The 22147-nt window shown below is 48.3% G+C and carries 21 protein-coding genes; 18 read left to right on the forward strand and 3 right to left on the reverse strand.

The genetic code is table 11. The features are described 5' to 3' along the window. The first annotated feature begins 122 nt into the window (after positions 1-122). From NLBNIHML_RS20585 to NLBNIHML_RS20605, 5 genes are all read left to right on the forward strand, one after another. The gene (locus tag NLBNIHML_RS20585; protein WP_494352623.1) at positions 123-1472 is read left to right on the forward strand and encodes a hypothetical protein; all 1350 of its coding nucleotides are present in this window, start codon (positions 123-125) and stop codon (positions 1470-1472) included. A 49-nt stretch (positions 1473-1521) separates the two neighbouring features. Then, positions 1522-3210, forward strand: a complete 1689-nt coding sequence (locus tag NLBNIHML_RS20590; RefSeq protein ID WP_494352624.1) for a hypothetical protein — start codon at positions 1522-1524, stop codon at positions 3208-3210. 164 nt (positions 3211-3374) lie between these two features. After that, on the forward strand, positions 3375-4106 hold the full coding sequence (locus tag NLBNIHML_RS20595) for an ABC transporter ATP-binding protein (RefSeq protein ID WP_494352625.1): 732 nt from the start codon (positions 3375-3377) through the stop codon (positions 4104-4106). A gap of 20 nt (positions 4107-4126) precedes the next feature. Beyond that, entirely contained in the window at positions 4127-5374 is a 1248-nt protein-coding gene (locus tag NLBNIHML_RS20600) for an ABC transporter permease (RefSeq protein ID WP_494352626.1), read from the forward strand. A 112-nt stretch (positions 5375-5486) separates the two neighbouring features. Then, the gene (locus NLBNIHML_RS20605) at positions 5487-5873 is read left to right on the forward strand and encodes a hypothetical protein (protein WP_339258688.1); all 387 of its coding nucleotides are present in this window, start codon (positions 5487-5489) and stop codon (positions 5871-5873) included. A gap of 182 nt (positions 5874-6055) precedes the next feature. Here the strand turns inward: NLBNIHML_RS20605 and NLBNIHML_RS20610 are convergent, their stop codons facing one another. Beyond that, complete coding sequence (locus NLBNIHML_RS20610) at positions 6056-7324, reverse strand: BaiN/RdsA family NAD(P)/FAD-dependent oxidoreductase (protein WP_472474743.1); 1269 nt, start codon at positions 7322-7324, stop codon at positions 6056-6058. Between the two features lie 194 nt (positions 7325-7518). On the opposite strand from NLBNIHML_RS20610, the gene NLBNIHML_RS20615 reads away from it, so the two are divergent. The 3 genes from NLBNIHML_RS20615 to nadE all read left to right on the forward strand — a co-directional run bounded on the left by NLBNIHML_RS20615 (position 7519) and on the right by nadE (position 10817). Further along, positions 7519-9213, forward strand: a complete 1695-nt coding sequence (locus NLBNIHML_RS20615) for a two-component system sensor histidine kinase NtrB (protein ID WP_494352627.1) — start codon at positions 7519-7521, stop codon at positions 9211-9213. 221 nt (positions 9214-9434) lie between these two features. Next, the gene (locus tag NLBNIHML_RS20620; RefSeq protein ID WP_278297014.1) at positions 9435-9869 is read left to right on the forward strand and encodes a BrxA/BrxB family bacilliredoxin; all 435 of its coding nucleotides are present in this window, start codon (positions 9435-9437) and stop codon (positions 9867-9869) included. A 138-nt stretch (positions 9870-10007) separates the two neighbouring features. Then, a complete protein-coding gene (gene nadE, locus NLBNIHML_RS20625) occupies positions 10008-10817 on the forward strand; it encodes an NAD(+) synthase (RefSeq protein ID WP_494352628.1) in 810 nt (269 codons plus the stop codon). 159 nt (positions 10818-10976) lie between these two features. Here nadE and NLBNIHML_RS20630 read toward each other — a convergent pair whose 3' ends face one another. After that, positions 10977-11792 carry an alpha/beta fold hydrolase gene (locus NLBNIHML_RS20630; RefSeq protein ID WP_494352629.1) on the reverse strand — a complete coding sequence of 272 codons (816 nt, stop codon included), beginning with the start codon at positions 11790-11792 and terminating at the stop codon, positions 10977-10979. Positions 11793-12041: 249 nt separating this feature from the next. Between NLBNIHML_RS20630 and acpS the strand changes: the two genes are divergently transcribed. After that, on the forward strand, positions 12042-12440 hold the full coding sequence (acpS, locus tag NLBNIHML_RS20635; RefSeq protein ID WP_339258692.1) for a holo-ACP synthase: 399 nt from the start codon (positions 12042-12044) through the stop codon (positions 12438-12440). A 29-nt stretch (positions 12441-12469) separates the two neighbouring features. Further along, complete coding sequence (gene mutY, locus NLBNIHML_RS20640; RefSeq protein WP_494352630.1) at positions 12470-13840, forward strand: A/G-specific adenine glycosylase; 1371 nt, start codon at positions 12470-12472, stop codon at positions 13838-13840. Between the two features lie 270 nt (positions 13841-14110). On the opposite strand, the gene NLBNIHML_RS20645 is transcribed toward mutY, so the two are convergent. Continuing rightward, positions 14111-14722: a superoxide dismutase gene (locus NLBNIHML_RS20645; protein ID WP_150364015.1), complete on the reverse strand. Its 612-nt coding sequence runs from the start codon at positions 14720-14722 to the stop codon at positions 14111-14113. Between the two features lie 419 nt (positions 14723-15141). On the opposite strand from NLBNIHML_RS20645, the gene NLBNIHML_RS20650 reads away from it, so the two are divergent. The 8 genes from NLBNIHML_RS20650 to NLBNIHML_RS20685 all read left to right on the forward strand — a co-directional run bounded on the left by NLBNIHML_RS20650 (position 15142) and on the right by NLBNIHML_RS20685 (position 22073). Further along, the gene (locus NLBNIHML_RS20650; protein ID WP_278297013.1) at positions 15142-15567 is read left to right on the forward strand and encodes a GNAT family N-acetyltransferase; all 426 of its coding nucleotides are present in this window, start codon (positions 15142-15144) and stop codon (positions 15565-15567) included. 343 nt (positions 15568-15910) lie between these two features. Further along, the gene (gene lepB / locus NLBNIHML_RS20655) at positions 15911-16495 is read left to right on the forward strand and encodes a signal peptidase I (protein WP_445252807.1); all 585 of its coding nucleotides are present in this window, start codon (positions 15911-15913) and stop codon (positions 16493-16495) included. Between the two features lie 172 nt (positions 16496-16667). After that, positions 16668-18545, forward strand: a complete 1878-nt coding sequence (gene queG, locus NLBNIHML_RS20660) for a tRNA epoxyqueuosine(34) reductase QueG (RefSeq protein WP_494352631.1) — start codon at positions 16668-16670, stop codon at positions 18543-18545. A gap of 15 nt (positions 18546-18560) precedes the next feature. Beyond that, the gene (locus NLBNIHML_RS20665; RefSeq protein ID WP_339239414.1) at positions 18561-19592 is read left to right on the forward strand and encodes an HD-GYP domain-containing protein; all 1032 of its coding nucleotides are present in this window, start codon (positions 18561-18563) and stop codon (positions 19590-19592) included. 165 nt (positions 19593-19757) lie between these two features. Further along, the gene (locus NLBNIHML_RS20670) at positions 19758-20021 is read left to right on the forward strand and encodes a YneF family protein (RefSeq protein WP_017690778.1); all 264 of its coding nucleotides are present in this window, start codon (positions 19758-19760) and stop codon (positions 20019-20021) included. Positions 20022-20134: 113 nt separating this feature from the next. Continuing rightward, a complete protein-coding gene (gene folE, locus NLBNIHML_RS20675) occupies positions 20135-20728 on the forward strand; it encodes a GTP cyclohydrolase I FolE (RefSeq protein ID WP_339239415.1) in 594 nt (197 codons plus the stop codon). A gap of 194 nt (positions 20729-20922) precedes the next feature. Further along, the gene (locus NLBNIHML_RS20680) at positions 20923-21777 is read left to right on the forward strand and encodes a lipoate--protein ligase family protein (RefSeq protein WP_494352632.1); all 855 of its coding nucleotides are present in this window, start codon (positions 20923-20925) and stop codon (positions 21775-21777) included. Positions 21778-21848: 71 nt separating this feature from the next. Continuing rightward, on the forward strand, positions 21849-22073 hold the full coding sequence (locus tag NLBNIHML_RS20685) for a hypothetical protein (RefSeq protein WP_091039003.1): 225 nt from the start codon (positions 21849-21851) through the stop codon (positions 22071-22073). Positions 22074-22147 lie beyond the last annotated feature (74 nt).

Here is a 22147-nt window from a genome sequence, read left to right on the forward strand (position 1 = left end):
GTAAACGCCTTCACGTTTAATGAGGAACAGGCAGAAATCCCTGTATTCTAATTATTCCTAGGGGAAAACTCATATGCCTTGTCCCACCAACCAACGCAGTAGCGGAAAGGGGGTGAAGCAACTTGAATGTAAAGTTACCAAAATCCATAGTACGTCTTGGAAGCATACCACTGGCAATACTTGCCGGGACCTTGATGCTGGGGTTTGGATCTCCGCATGTGTATGCGGATGATGCTCAGATATCTTCTGAAAAACCGTCCAGCGGATTGTCGCTGAATCTGCTCTCACGCGATTCGGATGGCGGGTTGAACCTGACTCCGTCGGTATCGGTGTCCACACCATTATTGGATGTTGAAGTTCCGTCGATCAAAGCGAATGAATCCACAGGTAAGCTGAGTGTATCTGAGCTGAAAGTAGATACACCGCTTGGATCGGCCGGAACATCAGAGATAGGTATTGATGCGAAGGAGGGAACCGTTGAACTGCCGTCTGTACAGGCGGATACGCCGGTGATCAAAGCCGATGTATCAAGCAGTCAGGTGAATCTGAACGAAGGTACAGCTTCCTTGCCCGAGGTTACCGCAGAGGTACCCGAGGTAATCAAGGCAGAGACGTCTGCTGTGAAAACTAACCTTCGGCAGGGTAAGGTTGAATTACCTTCCGTGAAGGTGGATGTACCCGAGGTTACTTCGGTCAATATCTCTTCATCTCAAGTGGATCTGAGTAAGGGGAATGTCCAGCTACCTTCTGTGAAAGCAGAAGTTCCTGTTGTAGACGTATCCGCTGAACTCAATCCTGATCAGGAGAAGGTGGAGATTCCAAGTGTGAAGCCGGAACGGCCTGTAGTCACTCCGGAACAACAGCCGGTCGTCAAAACACCGAATGTTAAAACTTCCAATACGAGTGCACTCGCAGATCCTGTTTCATCACAGAACAACGTGGAAGGGCAGGACGCAGTTCAGGTTACGGGCAACGTGATTGAGGTCACCCCGGAACCAGGAGTACGTCCAGAACAACCTGTTGTCCCGCAGGCACTGCCTGTTGACGGAACCGATCTGACACAGGATTCCGATGTCAATGCAGATTTGCCTGATAACGAGTTATTCCTCGTGGATCAGAACACTGTTAAACCATCTGTCACTGAACAAGTGCGGAGCAACCTGGAAGCCAATTCGAAACAAGATGATGATAATGCAGCATCTCCATTGCAGCCTCGCACAGAACGACCAACAAGTTGGTCTGTTGCGGCAACTTCTCCCGGAGCAGCGAATGCTTCCGCCGGGACAAGCTCCGGTGCGTCAGGTGTAACTGGAGGTGGAGCAACCGCTCCAGCAGCTGCACTTCCGGGAGCAACAACAGGTCTGGTTACGCCGGATTATGATTTTGCTTTCCGAATGGAACGCCTGGATGGGTTCAGTCAATGGTCACAGGCACCACCGGGACGACCGCCGCAATATACCTCTTTCTCATAGACAACATTGGCGTTAATTCAACCAAAATTGAGAAGGAGTGTATATAATCATGAAAAAAGTGAATCGTTGGGTAAAATTGTCGGTATTGTCGGGTACGTTGGTGGCTGGATTGCTGGGAGCTTCGCAGGCAACTTACGCAGATAGCTATAGCAATAACAGTAATGGTAATCTGGATCTGAATGCAGGTTTGCGTCTGGAACTGGGATCTCTTCTGTCAGGACACCGGGACACAGGTTACGGTACCAATGGTAGCTATGGAGGTTCATCCAGTGCAAGCGGAGCATTGAATTTGGATCTTGGACTCAATGCCGGCTTATCCTCAGAGAGCACGAACCGATACAATGATCATTCTTCCGACCACACTGCTGAGCGTAGCAGTTCTGGCAAGCTAGGCCTTGGCTTGAATGCCAATGTGTCGGGAGAAGGTACAACGATGAGCGATTATTCACGAGGCGGCGATGGTCGGAACGTAAACAGCAGCTATACGAGCGAAAGCCGTGGAGCGCTGGGTCTCGGTCTGAACCTTAATGCGGAAGGTGAGAGTGCAACAATGACTCAAACTGAACGCAATAACAGCGTGAACGACCGTGAGCGTAACACGAGCAGTAATTTCATGAATGAAAGCCGTGGTGCGCTGGATCTGGGTCTGAACGCCAAAGCGGAAGGTGAGAGCGCAACAATGACTCAAACTGAACGCAACAACAGCGTGAACGACCGTGAGCGTAACACGAGCAGTAACTTCATGAATGAAAGCCGTGGAAGCTTGGATCTGGGCCTGAACGCCAAAGCGGAAGGTGAGAGCGCAACAATGACTCAAACTGAACGTAACAACAGCGTGAACGACCGTGAGCGTAACACGAGCAGTAACTTCATGAATGAAAGTCGTGGAAGCTTGGATCTGGGTCTGAACGCCAAAGCGGAAGGTGAGAGTGCAACAATGGCTCAAACTGAACGCAACAACAGCGTGAATGACCGTGATCGCAACACGAGCAGTAACTTCGCGAATGAAAGTCGTGGAAGCTTGGATCTGGGTCTGAACGCCAAAGCGGAAGGTGAGAGTGCAACAATGACTCAATCTGAACGTAACAACAGCGTGAACGACCGTGATCGCAACACGAGCAGTAACTTCATGAATGAAAGCCGCGGTGCGCTGGATTTGGGTCTGAACGCCAAAGCGGAAGGTGAGAGTGCAACAATGGCTCAAACTGAACGCAACAACAGCGTGAAAGACAGCGAGCGTAACGCAAGCAGTAACTTCACGAACGAAAGTCGTGGAGCACTGGATCTGGGTCTGAACGCGAAAGCCGAAGGTGAGAGTGCAACAACGGCTCAATCCGAACGCAACAACAGCGTGAAAGACAGCGAGCGTAACGCAAGCAGTAACTTCACGAACGAAAGTCGTGGAGCACTGGATCTGGGTCTGAACGCGAAAGCCGAAGGTGAGAGTGCAACAATGGCTCAATCCGAACGCAACAACAGCGTGAAAGACAGCGAGCGTAACGCAAGCAGTAACTTCACGAACGAAAGTCGTGGAGCACTGGATCTGGGTCTGAACGCCAAAGCGGAAGGTGAAAGTGCAACAATGACTCAAACTGAACGCACTAACAGCGTAAACGATCGTGATCGCAACACGAGCAGTAACTTTACGAATGAAAGTCGTGGAAGCTTGGATCTGGGTCTGAACGTAGATGCGGATGCAGAAAGTGAAACTACATCTGTGGTGGAGACAAATCGGTAATATGAGATTTTCACTGTAATATGAAGAAGCAGGGGCTCCGGAACCCCTGCTTCTTTTTTTGCCGAAATAAAAACGCTCAAAATGATCAAACAAACAGCTCACAACTCGTATACAATAAAATGAGTTGATCTAATAAGCCCCGAATCAGAACAGGAGTGTTCGATATGAAGATAGAGCATGGAGGTACAGTTACACAGGAGTCCATATTGGACGTACATATTACAGAGGCAGGATACGAGCCAGGACAATCGACCATTCGCAATATTCGAATGAATGTGGCACGAGGAGAGCTGGTAGGTATTATCGGTCCAAATGGTGCGGGCAAAAGTACCACGATCAAAACACTGCTTGGTCTGCTGGAACATGCACACTATGAAGTGACGATTGGGGGAGATGGTCGCTATGCCTATATCCCGGAGCAACCGGTTTTTTACGAATATATGACCCTATGGGAACATCTTGATCTGGCCGCAGCAGCGTATGAAATGGAAGAAGAGGTCTTTGTGTCCAGAGCGGAGGAGTTGTTGGTTCGCTTCGGCATGGACCACGTTCGGAATGATCTTCCAGCCAGCTTTTCGAAGGGCATGCGGCAGAAAATGATGCTGATGATCGGTTTTCTGTCTTCGCCGGATATCTATATCGTGGACGAGCCGTTCATCGGATTGGACCCCCGTGCAACCAAGGATTTTCTGAAATTACTTGATGATGAACGCCGCCGTGGTGCGGGTGTGCTCATGTCTACGCATGTGCTGGATACCGCTGAACGAATCTGCGACCGATTTATTCTGATTGCTTCTGGCAGATCTGCTGCCGAGGGTACATTGGATGAGATCCGTGAAGTGGCAGGACTACCGGGAGCCTCTTTGTTCGACTGTTTTGATATACTGACGACTTAGATAGAGAGGGGTGAGAGAGAATGGAAACTTCCCGGCGTTATACACCACTTCGTTTATACAAGCGAAGACGCAAAGAGCATTTCAGGGAGCAGATGAAAAACCTCAGACTCGTCGTGGATTGGACGGTGTGGGTATACCTGCTTGTTCCGGGTCTGCTCTATCTGATTGGGTGGTACATGAGTTTATGGACCAAAATGCTGCCTGCATGGGCAACAGGATTACCACTTCCCGTACTGACCGGGCTAATTGACTTGGTCATGCTTACCGGGGGTGTGCTGATATTTGTGGAGGAAGCGGATGTATTGTTTTTGAAATCAAGGTCGTTGTGGATGCGCACCCTAATGAGGCAAGGGCTCTACCGGTCCTGTCTGCAACATCTGGGCAAGATGATCTTGGTTACAGCACTAACTGCTCCTCTGTGGTCCCGTGTCTATGAGATGTCTAATCTCCAGATTGCACTTATGGCTGTCTGGTTCGGCGCAGTAGCTTCATTTCAAGCCATAACACTACATATCACGAAGGTTCGATATACGGGTTGGCGACGCTGGATTCGGATGGTCCCTCTCGTGATTGGCATAGGTTATATGACCATCCATGCGACATCATGGATGCATGGACAGACGTGGAAGATTATCTTTGGCATCGTGCTTATCATGCTTCTTCTGATTACCGTTGGACAGATAAGGCTGTTAATGAAGGGAACGTTTGAAGGGGATGTACGGGAGGATCTGCGGAGCAGGCTGAAGCTTACAGCTCTAATGTTAAGTCGGGCGGTGAGCAAGCCGAAAGCTCCACGAACACGGTCCATAATCTTCCGCAAACCACGTAAATTGTTACGCAATCGTTCCATCGCGAATCGGACAGCAGAGATTGCGTTCAAGGCGTTTTTTCGGAACTCGGCCACGATGAAATTGTATTTGCAGCTTGGCGGACTATCCATTGCAGCAGTTGCATTACCCCCTTTTCCGGTCAATGTCATCGTGTGTGCGTTATTAATCATCATGTTGACGGTGATGTTTTATCGTTCCTGGGATGTTTTTGCAACGTCGGACTATGTTCAGCTTATAACGTATGACTCGGAGGCCCTGCATCGTGCAGGTTCTATGATGGTTCGAATGTTGTTCGTTCCGATTGGTATTCTGATGGGATTCACGCTGGGATTGGCCTGGCTCGGCTGGATCGTGGGTATTCTGACAGCTGCAGGGGCGGTGGCCTTCGGACTTTGTGTATTATCTATTGCCGGATGGGTTCGGCTTACACGTGCCTAAAGGAATTCCTTACTAAGTTAGAGCATATCACGCGCTATAACTGACCATGCTATAGAAGAAGAATCTCATCTATGGGTGATGAGAGATTAGCTGTAGCAAGGAGGAAGAGATAATGATGATGGATAATAGCGAACTACAGGTGCATTTCTCAGACGGTTCAGCGTTGAATGCCGCCAAGGCAACCTTGGAGGAATTGGGATATAAGCCATATCAGTCCGGCCCGCTGGAATTGTATATCCCCACAGATCGCCAAGATCCTCAGTCTGCTGTAGAGATTGTACAATCTCATGGGGGAAGTGCCGTATTTGCCTCGCAGACGGAAGAACTGGATCAGTTTCAGAACATATCAATTCCGGCTCATCTCGTGAATGAGGACTGGAATGAGGGGTATGCGAGCGGAAACCAGAGAAGCCAGACGGAGCAGGGCAGACATAACTATAGCGAGGACCCGACATACGATGATTCGGCTGATGGATTCTCAGGCAGTGTCAAGGCATAGAAGGGAAAGATCACAAGCTAAGAGTGGTTCGTTCCGTCTTACTAAAATGAAATAATGCCCAAAAACCCCGATACTCCACAGACAGTGGATATCGGGGTTTTTGACATCTGAAGCAATTCATCGCTGATGATGCCAGTAGGCATGAGTTGTAATCAAAAGCGGACTTTTTTGAACAACCTCTACTATAATGTAGCGTGCTTATATTCAGCCGCATGCATGCCAGCCGTATATCCGGTGGAGAAAGCAGCAGTGATATTATATCCGCCGGTGTAGCCGTGAATATCCAGCACTTCACCGCAAAAGAATAGTCCAGGCAGCAGCTTGGATTCCATTGTTTTTGGGTATATTTCCTTTAAGTGAATTCCTCCCCCAGTGACGAAGGCTTCTTTGAGTGATCTCGTTCCGTCTGCACGGAAGGTAAAAGCTTTCATTAACCCACATAAGTTGCTTAACATGCCTTTGGGGAAATGGTGGAACGTAAGGTCATCACTGATCTCTGCCCGTTTCATCATTAATGGAATCATGCGCTCTGGAACCCATGTTTTCAGTATGTTTTTGACAGCCTTGCGGGACTCTTGTTCCAATACCTGTTGAACCTGTGCTTCCAATGCACCTGCGGATAGCTCTGGGAACAGATCAATGCTCATGATGACCTGCGGGTTTCCAGACTTCATCTGAACTTTGCGGATAAATTGGCTACAACGCAATGCAACCGGTCCAGACACTCCAAAATGCGTGAAGATCATATCCCCGCGATGGGAGATGACGGTTTTTCCTTTGGCGTCCAATACAGATAAGCCGATATCCCTCAATGACAAACCTTGCAGTTCTTTGGATTGAATCCAACTCTCCCCAGATACAATAGGCACTTCGGTTGGATACAACTCCGTAATCGTGTGACCCGCAGCCTCAGCCCAGGGGTAACCGTCTCCGGTTGATCCGGTTTGAGGTACGGATTTGCCACCAGTAGCGATAATGACAGAACGTCCAAGGATCGTTTTGCCGGACATCAATTTAACACCCTGTACTTGCTGACCGTTCTGAATGAGTTCCTTCACCGGTTCTTTGGTACGAATCTCAACGCCGAGGGAGACAATTTTGCCTACCAGCGCATCCACAACTGTTTTTGCTTTATCGGTTACTGGGAACATTCTGCCGTTGTCTTCTTCTTTCAGGGCGATTCCGAGATTCTCGAAGAAACGCATGATTCCCTGGTTGTCCAGATTCTGAAATGAACTATATAAAAAGCGTCCATTACCCGGAATGTGTCGGATGAGTTCATCCGTTTCCTTGGCATTGGTTACATTGCATCGACCTCCGCCAGAGATGCCGAGTTTACGACCCAGTTGATCTCCTTTATCCAGCAGAAGCACGGATGCTCCATGCTCGGCAGCTGCAACGCAAGCCATCAGGCCCGCGGATCCGCCACCAATTACAATGACATCATACATATGTTATTACCCTCTTTTTTCATTGATTTTGTCTGTTTTACGTAAACTGTGTCTACTCCTGGCTTTTTCTGAAATATAATGGAGTTGAGGCAGTTCTATTGTGCAGTCTTAAGGGATATATTGTAATATACTGTCGCCTATGTTTTAATCAGAAATACATGAGGGAATGTGCAGGCAGAGGAGGAGATGGCATTGTGGTTGCGTTAAAGGACATGCTTTTACAAGTACTGCTGGCAGGGACGGCGGTATTTCTGATTCCCTTATTCCGTCTGGTACTTTCCAAGCGGGCTATTGCCAAAATGGATCATGCCGGAACCGTTTATACCAGTTTTGCTGTGACAAGTGCCCTGAGCATGCTATTGTGTCAGCTATTTGCACTCTATGCAAGCCCGGTAGCTGTACCCATATCATTAAGTATTGTACCTGTGATACTTGTTATTTTGTATTGTAAAACCGCTATAGGCGTAACGCTGTCCATTCTACATATTCTCTTCTATTTTCTGTTTGCGCATCCCTATGATCTGTACGGATTTCTCCTTCATACGGGCATTCTTCTCTATCCTATTGTATGGTTGTCTGCCAAACGATTCAAGCATAATACACCTTCACGCAAAATGACGATCCTCATTATCCTAATTACAATGGAACTGGTTGTAACGAGTCTGTTATGGATCGCATCCCTCCAGAATGAATCCACGTACTCTGCAACCTACCTGATACTTACAGCTCTTGGATATACCGCAGGAGCCATTGTTGCGGGCATTCTGAGTCTGCTATGGCTGGAACGGATGAAGCACTATCGCGGACTGGAGCAGCATCTCTCGGAAGTACACAACCGATACATAGACGAATCGGAGAAACTTCATCAGATTCTGAACGCAGTGCCGCTCTCCATTGCCACCGTAGATAAACAAGGCACAGTGATGTTTGTCAATGAGATGATGAAGCAAATGGCAAGAGAACAGCTTCCCTGTACCTCCACCCCTGATCTCATTGGACAGCCTGCCACTCAATTTGTTGAACAAGGTCAGGCGGACAAGATGGATAAAAGCATTCGCAGAGCCGTCGTTCATGGTGAGATTAGTGGATTGACCGTTCGTTACGGTGCAAACGTCTTGCAATCCCGAACCGTTCCGATCTATGCCTTTTCAACAGAGTCTGCGAGAGAAGTAACAGGAGCCATGCTGATCATTCAGGATATCACGGAGCTTGAGATGCTGCGAAGTGAACTCGATAATGTGGATCGTCTCAGTCTGGTAGGGCAGATGGCTGCAAGCATTACGCATGAGGTGCGTAATCCCATGGCAGTTGTGCGGGGCTTTCTTCAACTGATGCAGGAAAAGAGTCCGGACTCCCTGGATCACTATTACCGGATCGTTCTGGAAGAGCTGGATCGGGCCAACAGTATCATTAATGATTTTTTGTCTCTGGCTCAGAATCGTATTGCCGAGAAAGAGGAATCCCAGCTGCACGATATCATCCATGAACTCAGTCCATTGTTATGGGCGGATGCGAACCTGCGTGGTCAGAGTATTGAACTCATGCTCGCCCATAATGTGCCGAAGTTGCATCTCAATTCAAAGGAAATCAAACAGGTGGTATTGAACCTGGCCCGTAACGGGATGGAAGCCATGAATGAGAAGGGTGTGCTTACGCTGGAAACGCGGATCGTGGATGATAAGGTGGAACTGTGTGTACGTGACACAGGACCGGGTATACCCCGGGTGAAGAAGGAAAAGCTGTTTGAACCTTTTTACACGACAAAAGCCAAGGGAACCGGACTTGGATTGTCGATGTGCCTGAGTATTGTGGAACGACATAATGGAACCATTACTGTGGAATCGGAGGAAGGTCAGGGTACCACGTTCAAAGTGGCATTTGAACGTTAGTCATTCAGCATATTTTGCCAGACAATGAGACATAATATTATAGAAGAAGCCTTTCCGCAGGCGGTTTCTGAATCTTGCTTTCATTGCTTATGGATGTATAATAGGAATAGCACCTCATTACATCCATAATGTTCGATATGAATGTAACGTTGTTTTGGAGAGTTATTCGCCTTTAATTCGATCGAGATCATAGAACAACCATTTATAAGGAGTGAAACCGAATGTCAATGTCATTTGATCAATACATGAAAGATATGGTTCAACCCATGCGGGATGAGTTAACTCGTCTAGGAATCCAGGAGTTGCGTACTCCTGAAGAAGTGGAAGCAAGTCTTCCAGATGCAAAAGGAACAGCACTGGTTGTCATTAACTCTGTCTGCGGATGTGCCGCAGGTCAATGCCGTCCAGGGGTGTCCCAAGCACTTCAACACGATATTACACCGGATCACCTGTACACTGTATTTGCTGGTCAGGACAAGGAAGCAACTGCAAAAGCACGTGAATTCTTTGCACCGTATCCTCCATCTTCACCGTCCATCGCTCTGATGAAAGACGGAGAACTCGTTCACTTTATCGAGCGTCATCAAGTGGAAGACCGTTCTGCAGAGGAAATTGCGGCTGATCTGACAAATGCATTTGAACGTTATTGCCGTTAATTCGCTCCATAGAACGCCCCGCCCTTCGGATCACCGATGCCGGGGCGTTTCATTTTGGATAGATAAGGTTATTGAACCATTCGGACCTTTCAAGATGGACATCAAATTTCATTAATTTAGAAACGGGGTGTGTGAACGATGAGTTTGCAACAACAGATCATCGCTGAATTGAAGGTTAAACCAAGCATTAATGAAGAAGAGGAAGTACGCAAGCGTGTTGATTTTCTGAAGACGTATGTTAAAAATGCGGGTGCCAAGGGTTTGCTGATTGCGATCAGCGGCGGTATTGACAGTGCAGTGGCAACGGCGCTTTGCAAAAATGCGACGGACGAGCTTACGGAAGAGAATAAACAAGAGTACAAAACGCTGGGTGTGTTCCAACCTTATGGTGAACAATCCGATATCGACCACAGCTACGCTGTAGCGAAAGCATACGATCTGAAGCATGTTGTGGAAACGAATATTGAAGATGCGGTGAACGAGATTGCACTGGAAGTGGAGCAAGGATTCAAATCCTTGGGCAGCCCACGCCATATGACTCACCAAGGCAAAGGTAACGTTAAGGCGAGAACTCGTATGGTGATGCAATATGCGCTTTCGTTTGAAGAAAACTTGCTCGTTGTAGGTACGGATCATGCGTCCGAAGCCATCACGGGCTTCTATACCAAATGGGGCGATGGTGCTGTCGATATCACACCACTGAGCACGCTGAACAAACGTCAGGTACGCCAGCTGGCAGCATATTTGAAAGTGCCACAGGCTATTTTGGACAAGGCACCATCTGCAGGGCTATGGGAAGGTCAGACGGACGAAGATGAGCTGGGAATTTCGTATGAAGCGAACAGTGATTATCTCGAAGGAAAACAGATCGATCCGGCTGCCCAAGAGCGCCTCGAAGCGTTCTATACGCGTACACATCACAAACGCAATGCCATTCCGGGTATCTAATACGGATGGATGAGCAAGCTTGTTATAAGCTGTTAACACCAATATTGAAATACATTCCCTCTTAGGGAATGCAAAAGAGTCACTGCTCACACAGTGACTCTTTTTTTATGTGGAACGAGAAACTGCAAAAATCCAGGTGACTACAATATTAAAGAAGAGTTAGCTACTCCAGTCTTTGATCTGTTGCAGGGTCTGGGTGATGACTTGTTCCAGTTGCGGAGTTGTTTCTTTAAATGGATGAACAGTATTGAAGGTATGGTTTCCCTCATTAATCTGGTGCCATGGGATATCAGGACGGGCTTGAACAAGTGCAGCAGAACCCTCCCGAAGACGCTGCGGATCTTCCGTTCCCTGAATGAGTGCGACTCGCAAAGGTGAAGAAGACAGGCGGTCAATAATAGCGTAACGTTCGCTGTGCTTGTCCAGGTCTTCCAGTATAGACACGTCCAGTGGCATCTGCTGACCTGTACGTCCGTTAACGACATGGCTGCGGCCCTGCGTACGCATTGCTTCTTTTTGCTCCGCTGTGAAGAGATCCAGATTGGTTACGCCATTCCAGGAGATGACACCTGCCACCTGTTCGGGATGATCCAGTGCATAGACGAGGCTTACGCCCGCACCGCGACTATGACCAACTAGGTACACAGGAAGTCCGGTGAATTCAGGTTGTGTAGCTACATGCTCCAGTACCAGGGCCAGATCGGCAAGCTCCCGGCTGTAGGTATTGACTGCGAACTTTTCCAGTTCTGAGAATTGCTCCGGATATTCACCGATACCGTTGTGAGAGAAATTAAAGGTCAATACATGATGCGTCTGGCTTAGCTGTGAAGCTGCGTAAGGGAACATGCCCCAGTCTTTGAAGCCTTTGTATCCGTGAGACAGAATGATGACGCCCTGAGCGGGGTGTTGTGCAGGGAAAAAGTCGCCGCGAATGATAGCATCTACGTCAGTGGGCAATTCAAAAGTGATGGGCATAATTCAGACCTCCTCAGAATTTCAGACGATTCCTGATTTATATTTTAGCATATATGGTAATGCCGATAGGTACTCGCTTCTGGACGCCCCTCCTGCTACAATAGAATACGTGTTCGGAGAGTTACGGATCATGTGATTGAATGGGGATATTTTACAATGCATGTTCAAAAAGAACGGTTTTCAGTACCGAGAAGGTGGGACTTTTGAACAACCTCTTACAGTATAAAAGATTAAGCGGGTGAAGCGTTGATGATATATGGCATTGGCAATGATGTGCTGGAGATTGGACGTATGCGGAAGCTGCTGTCCGGTCGCCATGCGGAAGCTTTTTTGAAACGAATATTAACGCCAGCAGAGCGGGAGATTGCGTTCCATCGGGGGAAGCGGATGACGGAGTTTGTATCCGGTCGATTTGCAGCGAAAGAAGCGGTGTCCAAGGCATTTGGGTGCGGTATTGGTGGCATTATGGGCTTTACTGACATCGAAGTGCTGCCTGATGGGACAGGACGTCCGGTGGCCTCGCTGTCCAGTCAGGCCTGGGAACGCCTGCAACTGCCATACGACAAACAATATGACATACATTTGAGCATTACGCATCAGACGGAATTGGCAGCGGCCTTTGCGATTGTAGAACAGATGGAAAAGTAGCTAGCTTGGCAATAGGAGAGGACGGAAATATGGGTTTACAGGAACAGAAACAACACTTCAGCGTGAATTTGCTGGACTGGTATATGATCAACCGACGGGATTTGCCGTGGCGTCGCCACAACAATCCGTATTTTACGTGGGTATCAGAGATTATGCTTCAGCAGACACGGGTCGATACGGTCATTCCGTATTTCAATCGTTTTATCGGGAATTTTCCAACCGTGCAGGCACTTGCGGAAGCACCCGAGGAGGATGTTCTGAAAAATTGGGAGGGACTCGGCTATTACTCCCGTGCACGTAATCTTCAGGCGGCTGCGAGACAAGTCATGGAGCTGCACGGAGGCGAGATGCCTCAGGACAAGCAGGCTGTCTTCGCATTAAAAGGGGTTGGCCCCTATACGGCCGGGGCCATTCTCAGCATTGCCTTCAACCAGCCGCAGCCTGCGGTAGATGGCAATGTTATGCGGGTCCTGTCCCGATACTTCCTCATCGATGAGGACATTATGAAGGGCAGCACTCGGGTGTTGATGGAAGAGCTCGCAGGAGAGCTCATTCCGGAAGGGCGAGCGCGTGATTTCAATCAGGCGCTGATGGAACTTGGCGCGCTGGTGTGCACGCCCAAAGCGCCGCACTGCCTGACTTGCCCGGTCATGGAGCAATGTTCCGGCCGCATTGCCGGAAGAGAGCTTACGCTGCCGGTCAAGACCAAGGCGAAGCCGCCGCGGCCTGAGCAGCGGCTGGTCGCGATTGTGGAGGGCCGCGGCGATCACCGCGGCCAAGTGCTTGTGCGCCAGCGCCCAGACACGGGCCTGCTGGCCCGGATGTGGGAGCTACCGCATGTGCTCGCGGCGCCCGCCGCAGCCAGCAAGAAGGCGGCGCCGCTGGCGGATGAGCCGGCCATGGCCTTGCTGGCCGGCAGTCTGTGGGCGGAAGGCTTCGCTGCCCGCCCGGAAGGGCTGGCTACCCATACGGAGCATGTGTTCAGCCACATTGTCTGGAGCCTGCAGGTGTACAAGTGCACCGAGCAGGACCAGAGCAGTGAGCTTCCGCTAATCGCAGCGGAAGCCAGAGCCGCCTACGACGCACAGGCGGCAACGAAGGAGGGCACAGCCTCATCTTCTGCTGTGTCACCTGAGTCAGCCACAACGCATTCATCGGAGCCAGGCACGCCTGATTCGCAGAACATTATCTCAACATCGCTTAACGATGGAGAGAAGTTAATGTCCCCATCTGATGTTAGTGAACTGGCGCTGAACACTCCGACACTGACAGGGAAAGGCGATGGCTTGACCTACCGCTGGATCGGACCGGAAGATATGGACAAGATGGCATTTCCGAATATATTTCTGAAGCTGATCAGCAGTTATTTTGCCGGTGCGTATGATCAAGTGAATGATTAAATGGGGGAGCTAACGAATCTGAGTGACGTTATCTTAGCTAAATTAACCTAAAAGTGCGAATCAACGCCCTTATTTTGGGGAATAGTTATGCTGAGATTCGTTAGGTTCACGATACGATGAAATATGGAGCAATAGCGTGTCTGTGGTTCGTTAGAAAAGATATCCATTAACTATAACTATACCGATTGCGATAACAAAAAGAGAGCCTGATCACGGTCACGATGACCGAATCAGGCTCTCTTTTATGTTAACTGTTGCATGCGAACAGTCTTATTTTGCAGAAGCGTAACGCTTGTTAACTTCATCCCAGTTGATTACATTCCAGAAAGCACCGATGTAATCAGGACGTTTGTTTTGATATTTCAGGTAGTAAGCGTGCTCCCATACATCCAGACCCAGAACCGGAGTCAGACCTTCGAAGAGAGGGCTGTCTTGGTTAGGTGTGCTAGTGATGGACAACTTGCCATCTTTGCCAACTACGAGCCAAGCCCAGCCGGAACCGAAGCGAGTTGTAGCTGCTTTAGCGAAATCTTCTTTGAATTTATCAAAGCCACCCAGTTCGCTATCAATTGCTGCAGCGATATCGCCTGTAGGAGCGCCGCCGCCGTTAGGTCCGATGATTTCCCAGAACAAGCTGTGGTTAGCATGTCCACCACCATTGTTGCGAACCGCTGTGCGGATGCCTTCAGGTACGCTGTCAAGGTTAGCAATCAGATCTTCCAAGCTTTTTTCTTGCAGTTCAGGAGCGCTTTCCAGAGCTGCGTTCAAGTTCGTTACATAAGTATTGTGATGGCGATCGTGGTGAATTTCCATCGTTTGTGCATCGATATGTGGTTCCAATGCGTCGTTAGCGTAAGGAAGTGCCGGTAATTGAAAAGCCATAATGAAATACCTCCTGAGATTTTAGGTTTTTTTTAAATCAGGTACATATGTAATAATACCCTTGCCACTAATATTAAACCGCATTCGGGCTAATTAAGCAACATTTTTGTTTATTAAGTCCCCCGAAGCGTTGATTTAATCATGGGCCAGAGATAACAAACATATTTTACCCTTTATGAATATATTTATGTGATTTTAATAGACAAAAAAGCAAAAACTTGAATAATCGTATTGTAAACGGTTACAATTAAGCGCTTTCAAAAGAAAATGCGTGTTTTATGGAGTAAAGTATGGTTTAATTGACGAAGAAGCGGTATTTTCTCGTTTTTTGTCATTATATGAACATTGGGTTTTTGGTAAAAGGGAACTCCTTTTTGTAAAAAACCTCATCTAAGCTAACGAAAAGGGAGATTTAAGACATGCACGTTCGTTCCTTTCAGTTGAGTGATGCAAGCCAGATGACGGAGCTTCTCCAGGTTGCGCTATCGGAAGAGTGTTATGAGAACACGATGGGCCCGTTTGCCCGTCAATTGTCATGGGATTCTGACCTGATCATGGTTGCGGAAGAAGAGGGAGACCTCGTCGGCGCTTTGATCGGTACGATTGATCAAAACCAGGGTTGCATCTACCGTATTGCGGTACATCCAGACTATCGTCGCCGTGGAGTCGGCAAAACACTTGTCGAGGCTATGGAACAAAGGTTCCAGCAGCGTAAAGTCAGCCAGGTATGGGTGGCGGGTGATGAGCACAACAAAGTAGCCATGCCTCTATATGAAGCTATGGGTTACGGTGCCAATCAGATTATGAGCGCTTTCCAGAATCTTAGTATTTTGTCTAAAGCTTAGTTTGCATGTTTAAAAAGAAATAAAAAAGATGTTCATTTCATATTAGGCATATCTCTTTAACGTGTAAGAACGTGAGAGATGTGCCTTTCTATTTGTATGAAGGACTTTTACGTAATATTCCTCTGATTTTCTCATTCTCTGAACACGCTTCGGTGTCTCCCATTCAATTAGACCACTGCGCCTAACCAGGCTATACACATGATATCCAAGGTATTGGTGCTCATAACCAATTGTTTCACTCTTCCAAATGAAGTAGACTGAAGGGGAGTATGATCATCATTGTGCAAGCTTAATTCAACTAATTAATAAATGAGGTGTCCCTTTGAATTCCAATCATCATTCAATGGAACATATGGCTTCCGAGGAACGTAATCAACCGCCAAAGCCTGAACAACCGGAGAAATCCTGGGTGGTCGAGCTGTGGGACTGGGTCAAAACGATTGTTGTTGCTTTTGTCATCATGATGCTGCTGAACCTGTTTGTGTTTAATCTGTCGATGGTCAAGGGACAGTCCATGCAGCCGACATTGGTTGAGCGAGATCGTCTTTTCGTCAACAAAATTGTATATCATCTGGATACACCTTCCCGATCCGATGTAATTGTACTTCGTGATCCAAGTGAAGGTGTGGAGAAGAAGGATTTTCTGGTAAAACGGATCGTAGGACTTCCGGGAGATACCATTGAAGTCAGGGATCACCATCTGTATGTGAACGGCGAGCGTCAAGCGGAAACATACACCGATATCGAGGTGCAAGATCCCGATTTTGGCCCAATCACACTGGAGCCGGATCATTTCTTCGTGATGGGAGATAATCGTCATGAAGGCAAAAGTAAGGATAGCCGAGTGTTTGGCAGTATTACATCTGACCAGATTGTGGGCAAGGCTGAATTTATTTTCTGGCCGTTTTCTGAATTGAAGAAATTGTAAAATTATGACAGGACAACAACTTCAGACTGCATATTGCGTTAAACCATATAGACTCGATCCGTTTTGAATGCAAGTAAGCAAGGCATATATAGAAATTAACGCCTGTCCTCTTACCGTGAGGCGGGCGTTCACTATTTACGGAATACGTGTCGGAAGAAGAGAGGGAAGAGAAATGACGAGCGTACAGACCGGGGCAGCACAGGAAGCCTCCGTATGGGAGAAGTTAAAACAGGAGATCAAGGCAGCTGGCCCCGGACTGGGCATTGATGATATCGGATTTGCCTCGGCGGATCCCTTTGTTTCCCTGAAGTCGCTGTTGGAGCAGTCGCGGGATAAGGGATATGCTTCAGGTTTTGAAGAACCAGATATTGAAAAAAGGGTACACCCTTCCTTAAAGGAGGGCGAACCGGCGTCTCTTATTGCGATAGCAGTAGCGTATCAGTCCAAGATGGTGAATCCACCGAAATCGGAGCCTGGTGCGTATCGCGGCATTTTTGCCCGTTCAGCTTGGGGTCAGGACTATCATCAGGTGCTGCGTACAGCGATGGACAAGTTGGTAAACTTTATACGTGAACGTGTACCTGAAGCCATGATCGAAAGCATGGTAGACACAGGAGCACTGGTGGATCGTGCGGTGTCCCAGCGTGCGGGGATTGGTTTTAGCGCCAAGAACTGTGCCATTATATCACCCAAATTCGGTTCATGGATTTTTCTCGGGGAACTGGTAACGAATATTCCCTTTCAACCGGACACTCCTGTGACCGAAGACTGTGGTGAATGTACGAAATGTATTGATGCTTGTCCGACAGGCGCATTGGTTGGGCCGGGGCAGTTGAATTCACAGCGTTGTATTTCTTTTGTAACCCAGACGAAAGGGTTCGTGGATGAAGAATTTATGCTGAAAATAGGCAACCGTCTGTACGGTTGTGACACATGTCAGATTGTCTGTCCGAAGAACCGGGGCAAGAACTGGGATCACCATCCCGAGTTTCACCCCGATCCGGAGATTGTGAAGCCACTCCTGCTGCCGTTACTGGATATCGGTAATCGGGAATTTAAGGAACGTTTCGGTCAGAGTTCTGCCGCTTGGCGGGGCAAGAAGCCAATTCAACGCAATGCCGTTATTGCCCTGGGCAATTTCAAAGACAAAAGTGCTGTACCCAAACTTACAGAAGTATTAAAACGTGATCCGCGCCCCGAGTTGCGGGGAACCGCAGCCTGGGCGTTAAGCAGAATTGGAGGAGAAGACGCCATGAGAGCAATTGGGGAAGCTGCCGCTAACGAACAAGATGGGAACGTACTAAGCATGCTGCAGAAGGCCGAGGAGCGACTGAGTTCGTCCGAGACCTTACCCAAACAGCCAGAGGCTGGACAAGTGAGTGAGAAGCAGCCAGAGCAACAGAAAGAGCGCAATGCATTACAGGCGTTACAACAGGATTTGAAAATGGAAGCGGGGAATGAACCGGGTAGTGAGCAGCCTGCACAGCCTGCCAAACCAGAAGCCGCAGCGTGGAGACCTTCTGCAGTTACGGGTCTTCATGGCAAGCCCGTATACTACGATGAGGTACTGACACCGATTGGTACACTTACGTTATGCGCGACGGATGAAGGACTGTGTCACATTGATTTTGGCGCATTTCACGTACGTGAGGCTCATCTGCAACAATGGGCCCGTACCTGGATTGGCGAGTATCGATATGAGAAGAATGAAGAGATGCTCAGCGAAGCTGCAAAGCAGGTACAGCAGTATTTTGCAGGGGAGAGAAAAACGTTCGACTTGCAGCTTGATCAGCTTGGAACACCATTCCAGCTACAAGTATGGCAAGTTCTGTCCGATATATCTTATGGAGAGGCCTCATCACACCAACAGGTTGCGGAAAAGATCGGCAGACCCAAGGCTGTTCGTGCAGTTCTGGACGCCATTAGCAAAAATCCGATTCCGATTATTATTCCCTGTCACCGCATCAGCGGTAAAGACGGAACCCTGGTGGGTTATGTAGGCGGTCTGCAAACCAAGGAGCAATTGCTCGCATTGGAGCAGCAATCGTAAGAGCGGGGGACGTTCATGAAGTATGTAAACGTGGAGAGCGTGGAAGCGGGGGAACTTCTGGGCAAGACGGTATATTCCAGTAACGGTACGGTACTGTTGTCCGCCGGAGTCCAGCTCACCGTATATATGGTCAATACGCTGAAGCGTATTGGCGTGACCATGCTATACATCCAGGATGAAGCGTACAAAGATGTGGATACAGAGGACATTCTGGATGAAACCACGAAACGGGCAATAATTAACGAAATGAGTGTCACACTCGAATCCATTCGCTCCGGCAAAGATTGGAGTCCTAGAAAGGTCGCCCTCAGTATAGAGAAGTTGCTAAACGATGTACTGAACGGACGTGAGCTGCTCGTGCAGCTTACTGATATTCGTACCAAAGACAATGCACAGTATGTTCATGCGATGAATGTATGTTTGTTATCTTCGGTCATCGGACTGAATATGGGACTCAATTATAATCAACTGAAGGACCTTGCTGTGGGGGCATTATTGCATGATATTGGCAAAGTGGGGGAACCTCCTGGCAGTGGCTCGGTTGCAAATTCTTCGCTGCACCATACATGGCGGGGATTCGAAGTGATTAAGAACAAGCGGGAGTTCAGTCTGTTGGTCGCCCATACAGCCCTGCAACATCATGAGCATGTTGATGGTACAGGTATGCCAAGAGGTATTAAAGGGAATGACATCCATCTGTTTGCGAGAATCGTCAGTGTGGCTAATATCTATGATAATCTTATTAATGGGTTATTGAAGGACAGTCTGTTGCCACACGAGGCATGTGAAGAGATGATGGCGTTGTCTGGTACCAAGCTGGATCGGGACATTCTGATTGAGTTCAACAAGAGTGTATCCGTGTATCCCAATGGTACTGCGGTACGACTGTCTACCAAAGAGACTGGCGTCATTGTGCGCCAACATCGGGGATTGCCCGGCAGACCTGTAATCCGGGTGGCGCGCGGAAGTACGCGTTATTCTCTGGATGTGGTTGAAATTGATCTGGCTCAGCATACAACCGTTTTCATTGAAGCCGTCATGACGTAGCTTATGTGCGGTTCAACTGGAAAATCCGTTTGCTCAAGGCGTGCGGAAATGCTATGATACTTTCAGGAAATCCGGTCTGTGTCAGGTTTGCAACATATGCGCTTAACATCATGAATTGACACGGATTATCAGGCTTTTTAGAATGCATACAGAGGTGTCTAAGAGATGGATATTGTTATACCGATTATCACATTGATTGTTGGTCTGGTCGGGGGATTTTTCATCGGGGTGTTCTACTTGCGTAAACAACTTGAGAAAATGCAAAGCAATCCGGACATGCTTCAGAAAATGGCGAAGCAAATGGGCTACAACCTGAATGGCAAGCAAATGCAGCGTGCCCAGCAGATGATGAAGAATCAGCAGCCAGGAGCGAAAATGCCTCAGCCGCAACAGCATCCTGCGCGTAAAAGTTCGGGCCGCCGAAAATAATAGCAGGGAATGGCTGCTTAAAGTGCGTGTTCAAAAAAGTTGGATTTTCAGTACCTGAAGCGGACTTTTTGAACAACCTCTTACAGTAGTGGTTCGAAAGGAGGCGTTCGGCAGTGGCTGGCGTTAAAGATTATGTGAATTCAAAAGTATCCGACAATCGGGAAAAGATCGAGTATCATGTAGAGCAGATCCTGAAATTGATCGGAGAAGATAGTACACGTGAAGGGCTGCTTGAAACGCCTGCACGTGTGACCCGAATGTATGAAGAAATTTTTGGTGGATATGAAGTAGATCCGCGCGATGTGCTCGGTGTCACGTTTGACGAGAATCATGAAGAGCTGGTTATAGTCAAGGATATCGTCTACTACAGCCAGTGTGAGCACCATATGGCGCCGTTTTTCGGCAAAGTGCACATTGGGTATGTACCCAGCGGCAAGATTGTTGGTTTGAGCAAAATGGCTCGTTTGGTTGAAGCAGTAACACGTCGCCTGCAAGTTCAGGAACGTATTACTTCACAGATCGCTGACATTCTGACAGAAGCTGTCGAGCCTCATGGCGTGATGGTCGTGGTGGAAGGTGAGCACTTGTGCATGTGTTCCCGCGGCGTGAAGAAACCGGGAAGCAAGACGGTAACATCTGCTGTACGTGGTTCTTTCCGTGAGAATCCGGCACAACGTGCAGAGTTCTTGTCTTTGGTAAAAGATTAAAATTCGGTACGTCCACTTCATGGACAAGCCGGATGAGTAGGTCCTTGTGGTTTTGGAAGCGGGAGCTTCTGAAGCCGCAGGACAGGATATAAATAAGCCGTGTTCCCAGGGGAACCGGCTTATTTATATATGGCGTTATCATTTCTATATATACTGAATACATACGAATTCGTTAAGCCGGAGGTAATGGAACGATGAGTGCATCTTCCCATTCAAGAGACCCGATACAGTCGGAAAAGAAACTACAAGCAGATAAACATGCTACATTGCGCCTGCAAATCTGGGAGACACCACTCAAGCGACAAGGCAGTAGTATACTCGACGCTTTTGCATGGGAAGAAGTCATGTGCAGACGGGTTGGGGCAGGGCATCTGCCAGTTGCACACATATGGCGACATCCAGATGCCTTTGTAGCCGGTCTGCGTGACCGCAGGTTGCCACGGGCTGTAGAAGCGATGGAACGGATAAGAAGCCAAGGGACAGCAGTCTGTGTTCGACCTTCCGGTGGAGCGGCCGTACCTCTGAATCCAGGGGTAGTTAACGTGTCATTGATTCTGCCTAATCCCGGACATGCGATCAATATCCATGATGATTTTCGGGAGATGGCGTCAATTATTGCTGAGTCGCTAACGCCATGGTCAAACCATGCGCAAACAGGTGAGGTCCAGGGTGCTTTTTGCCCGGGGGATTATGATGTCAGTGTAGGTGGGCTGAAATTCTGTGGTATTGCCCAGCGCAGACAGGCAAAGGCGTATATTATTACTGCTTTTATCATCGTGGAGGGGCAGGGAGATCAACTGGCAGCAGACGTGCGTCAATTCTATCAACATGCATCAGGCGGAGCCAGTGAAGGATATCCTGATGTTCAGCCGGGCACGATGGCCAGTCTGAAGGAGTTGGCAGGTGTCCCTTCTGCCGCAGCCTATACCGCCTCATTGGTACGAACTCTGCGTGATCGCTATCCACAGGCGGAAGCTAGCAAAGTGCTTAGCGTTGGCTATGAAGAAGTGCGTCTGACAGCTGAGCAGATGAAGCTGCGCTATGACTGAGTTCTTGATAATCGGACTTGGAATTGGGTAATAGAGATGATATGATGTGATTTCGGAAGGAGAGTGTTAGGATGGAGACGTTGAGATATACGTACTTATATGAGGTTGTATCTACAGGCGAAAAGTCTGAGTTCAGCCAAATGGCAACAAGCAAGGAAGAGGCTGCTGCACTGATCGTTGCTCGTATCGCCGATCTGGAGTTTACCGATGAGGCAGATATCAAGCTGGGCGACCTGATCGCTATTAGCAAACAGGTTGGCGACAACTATGTAGCGTGCGAGGGCTGTGCTTCTTAAGTGAGCATAAGCATTTTGAAATAGAAAGTCTCTCAAAATATAAGCAAGTCTCTATTACAAGAGGCTTGCTTTTT

It is taken from the genome of Paenibacillus sp. JNU01 (assembly GCF_059130585.1).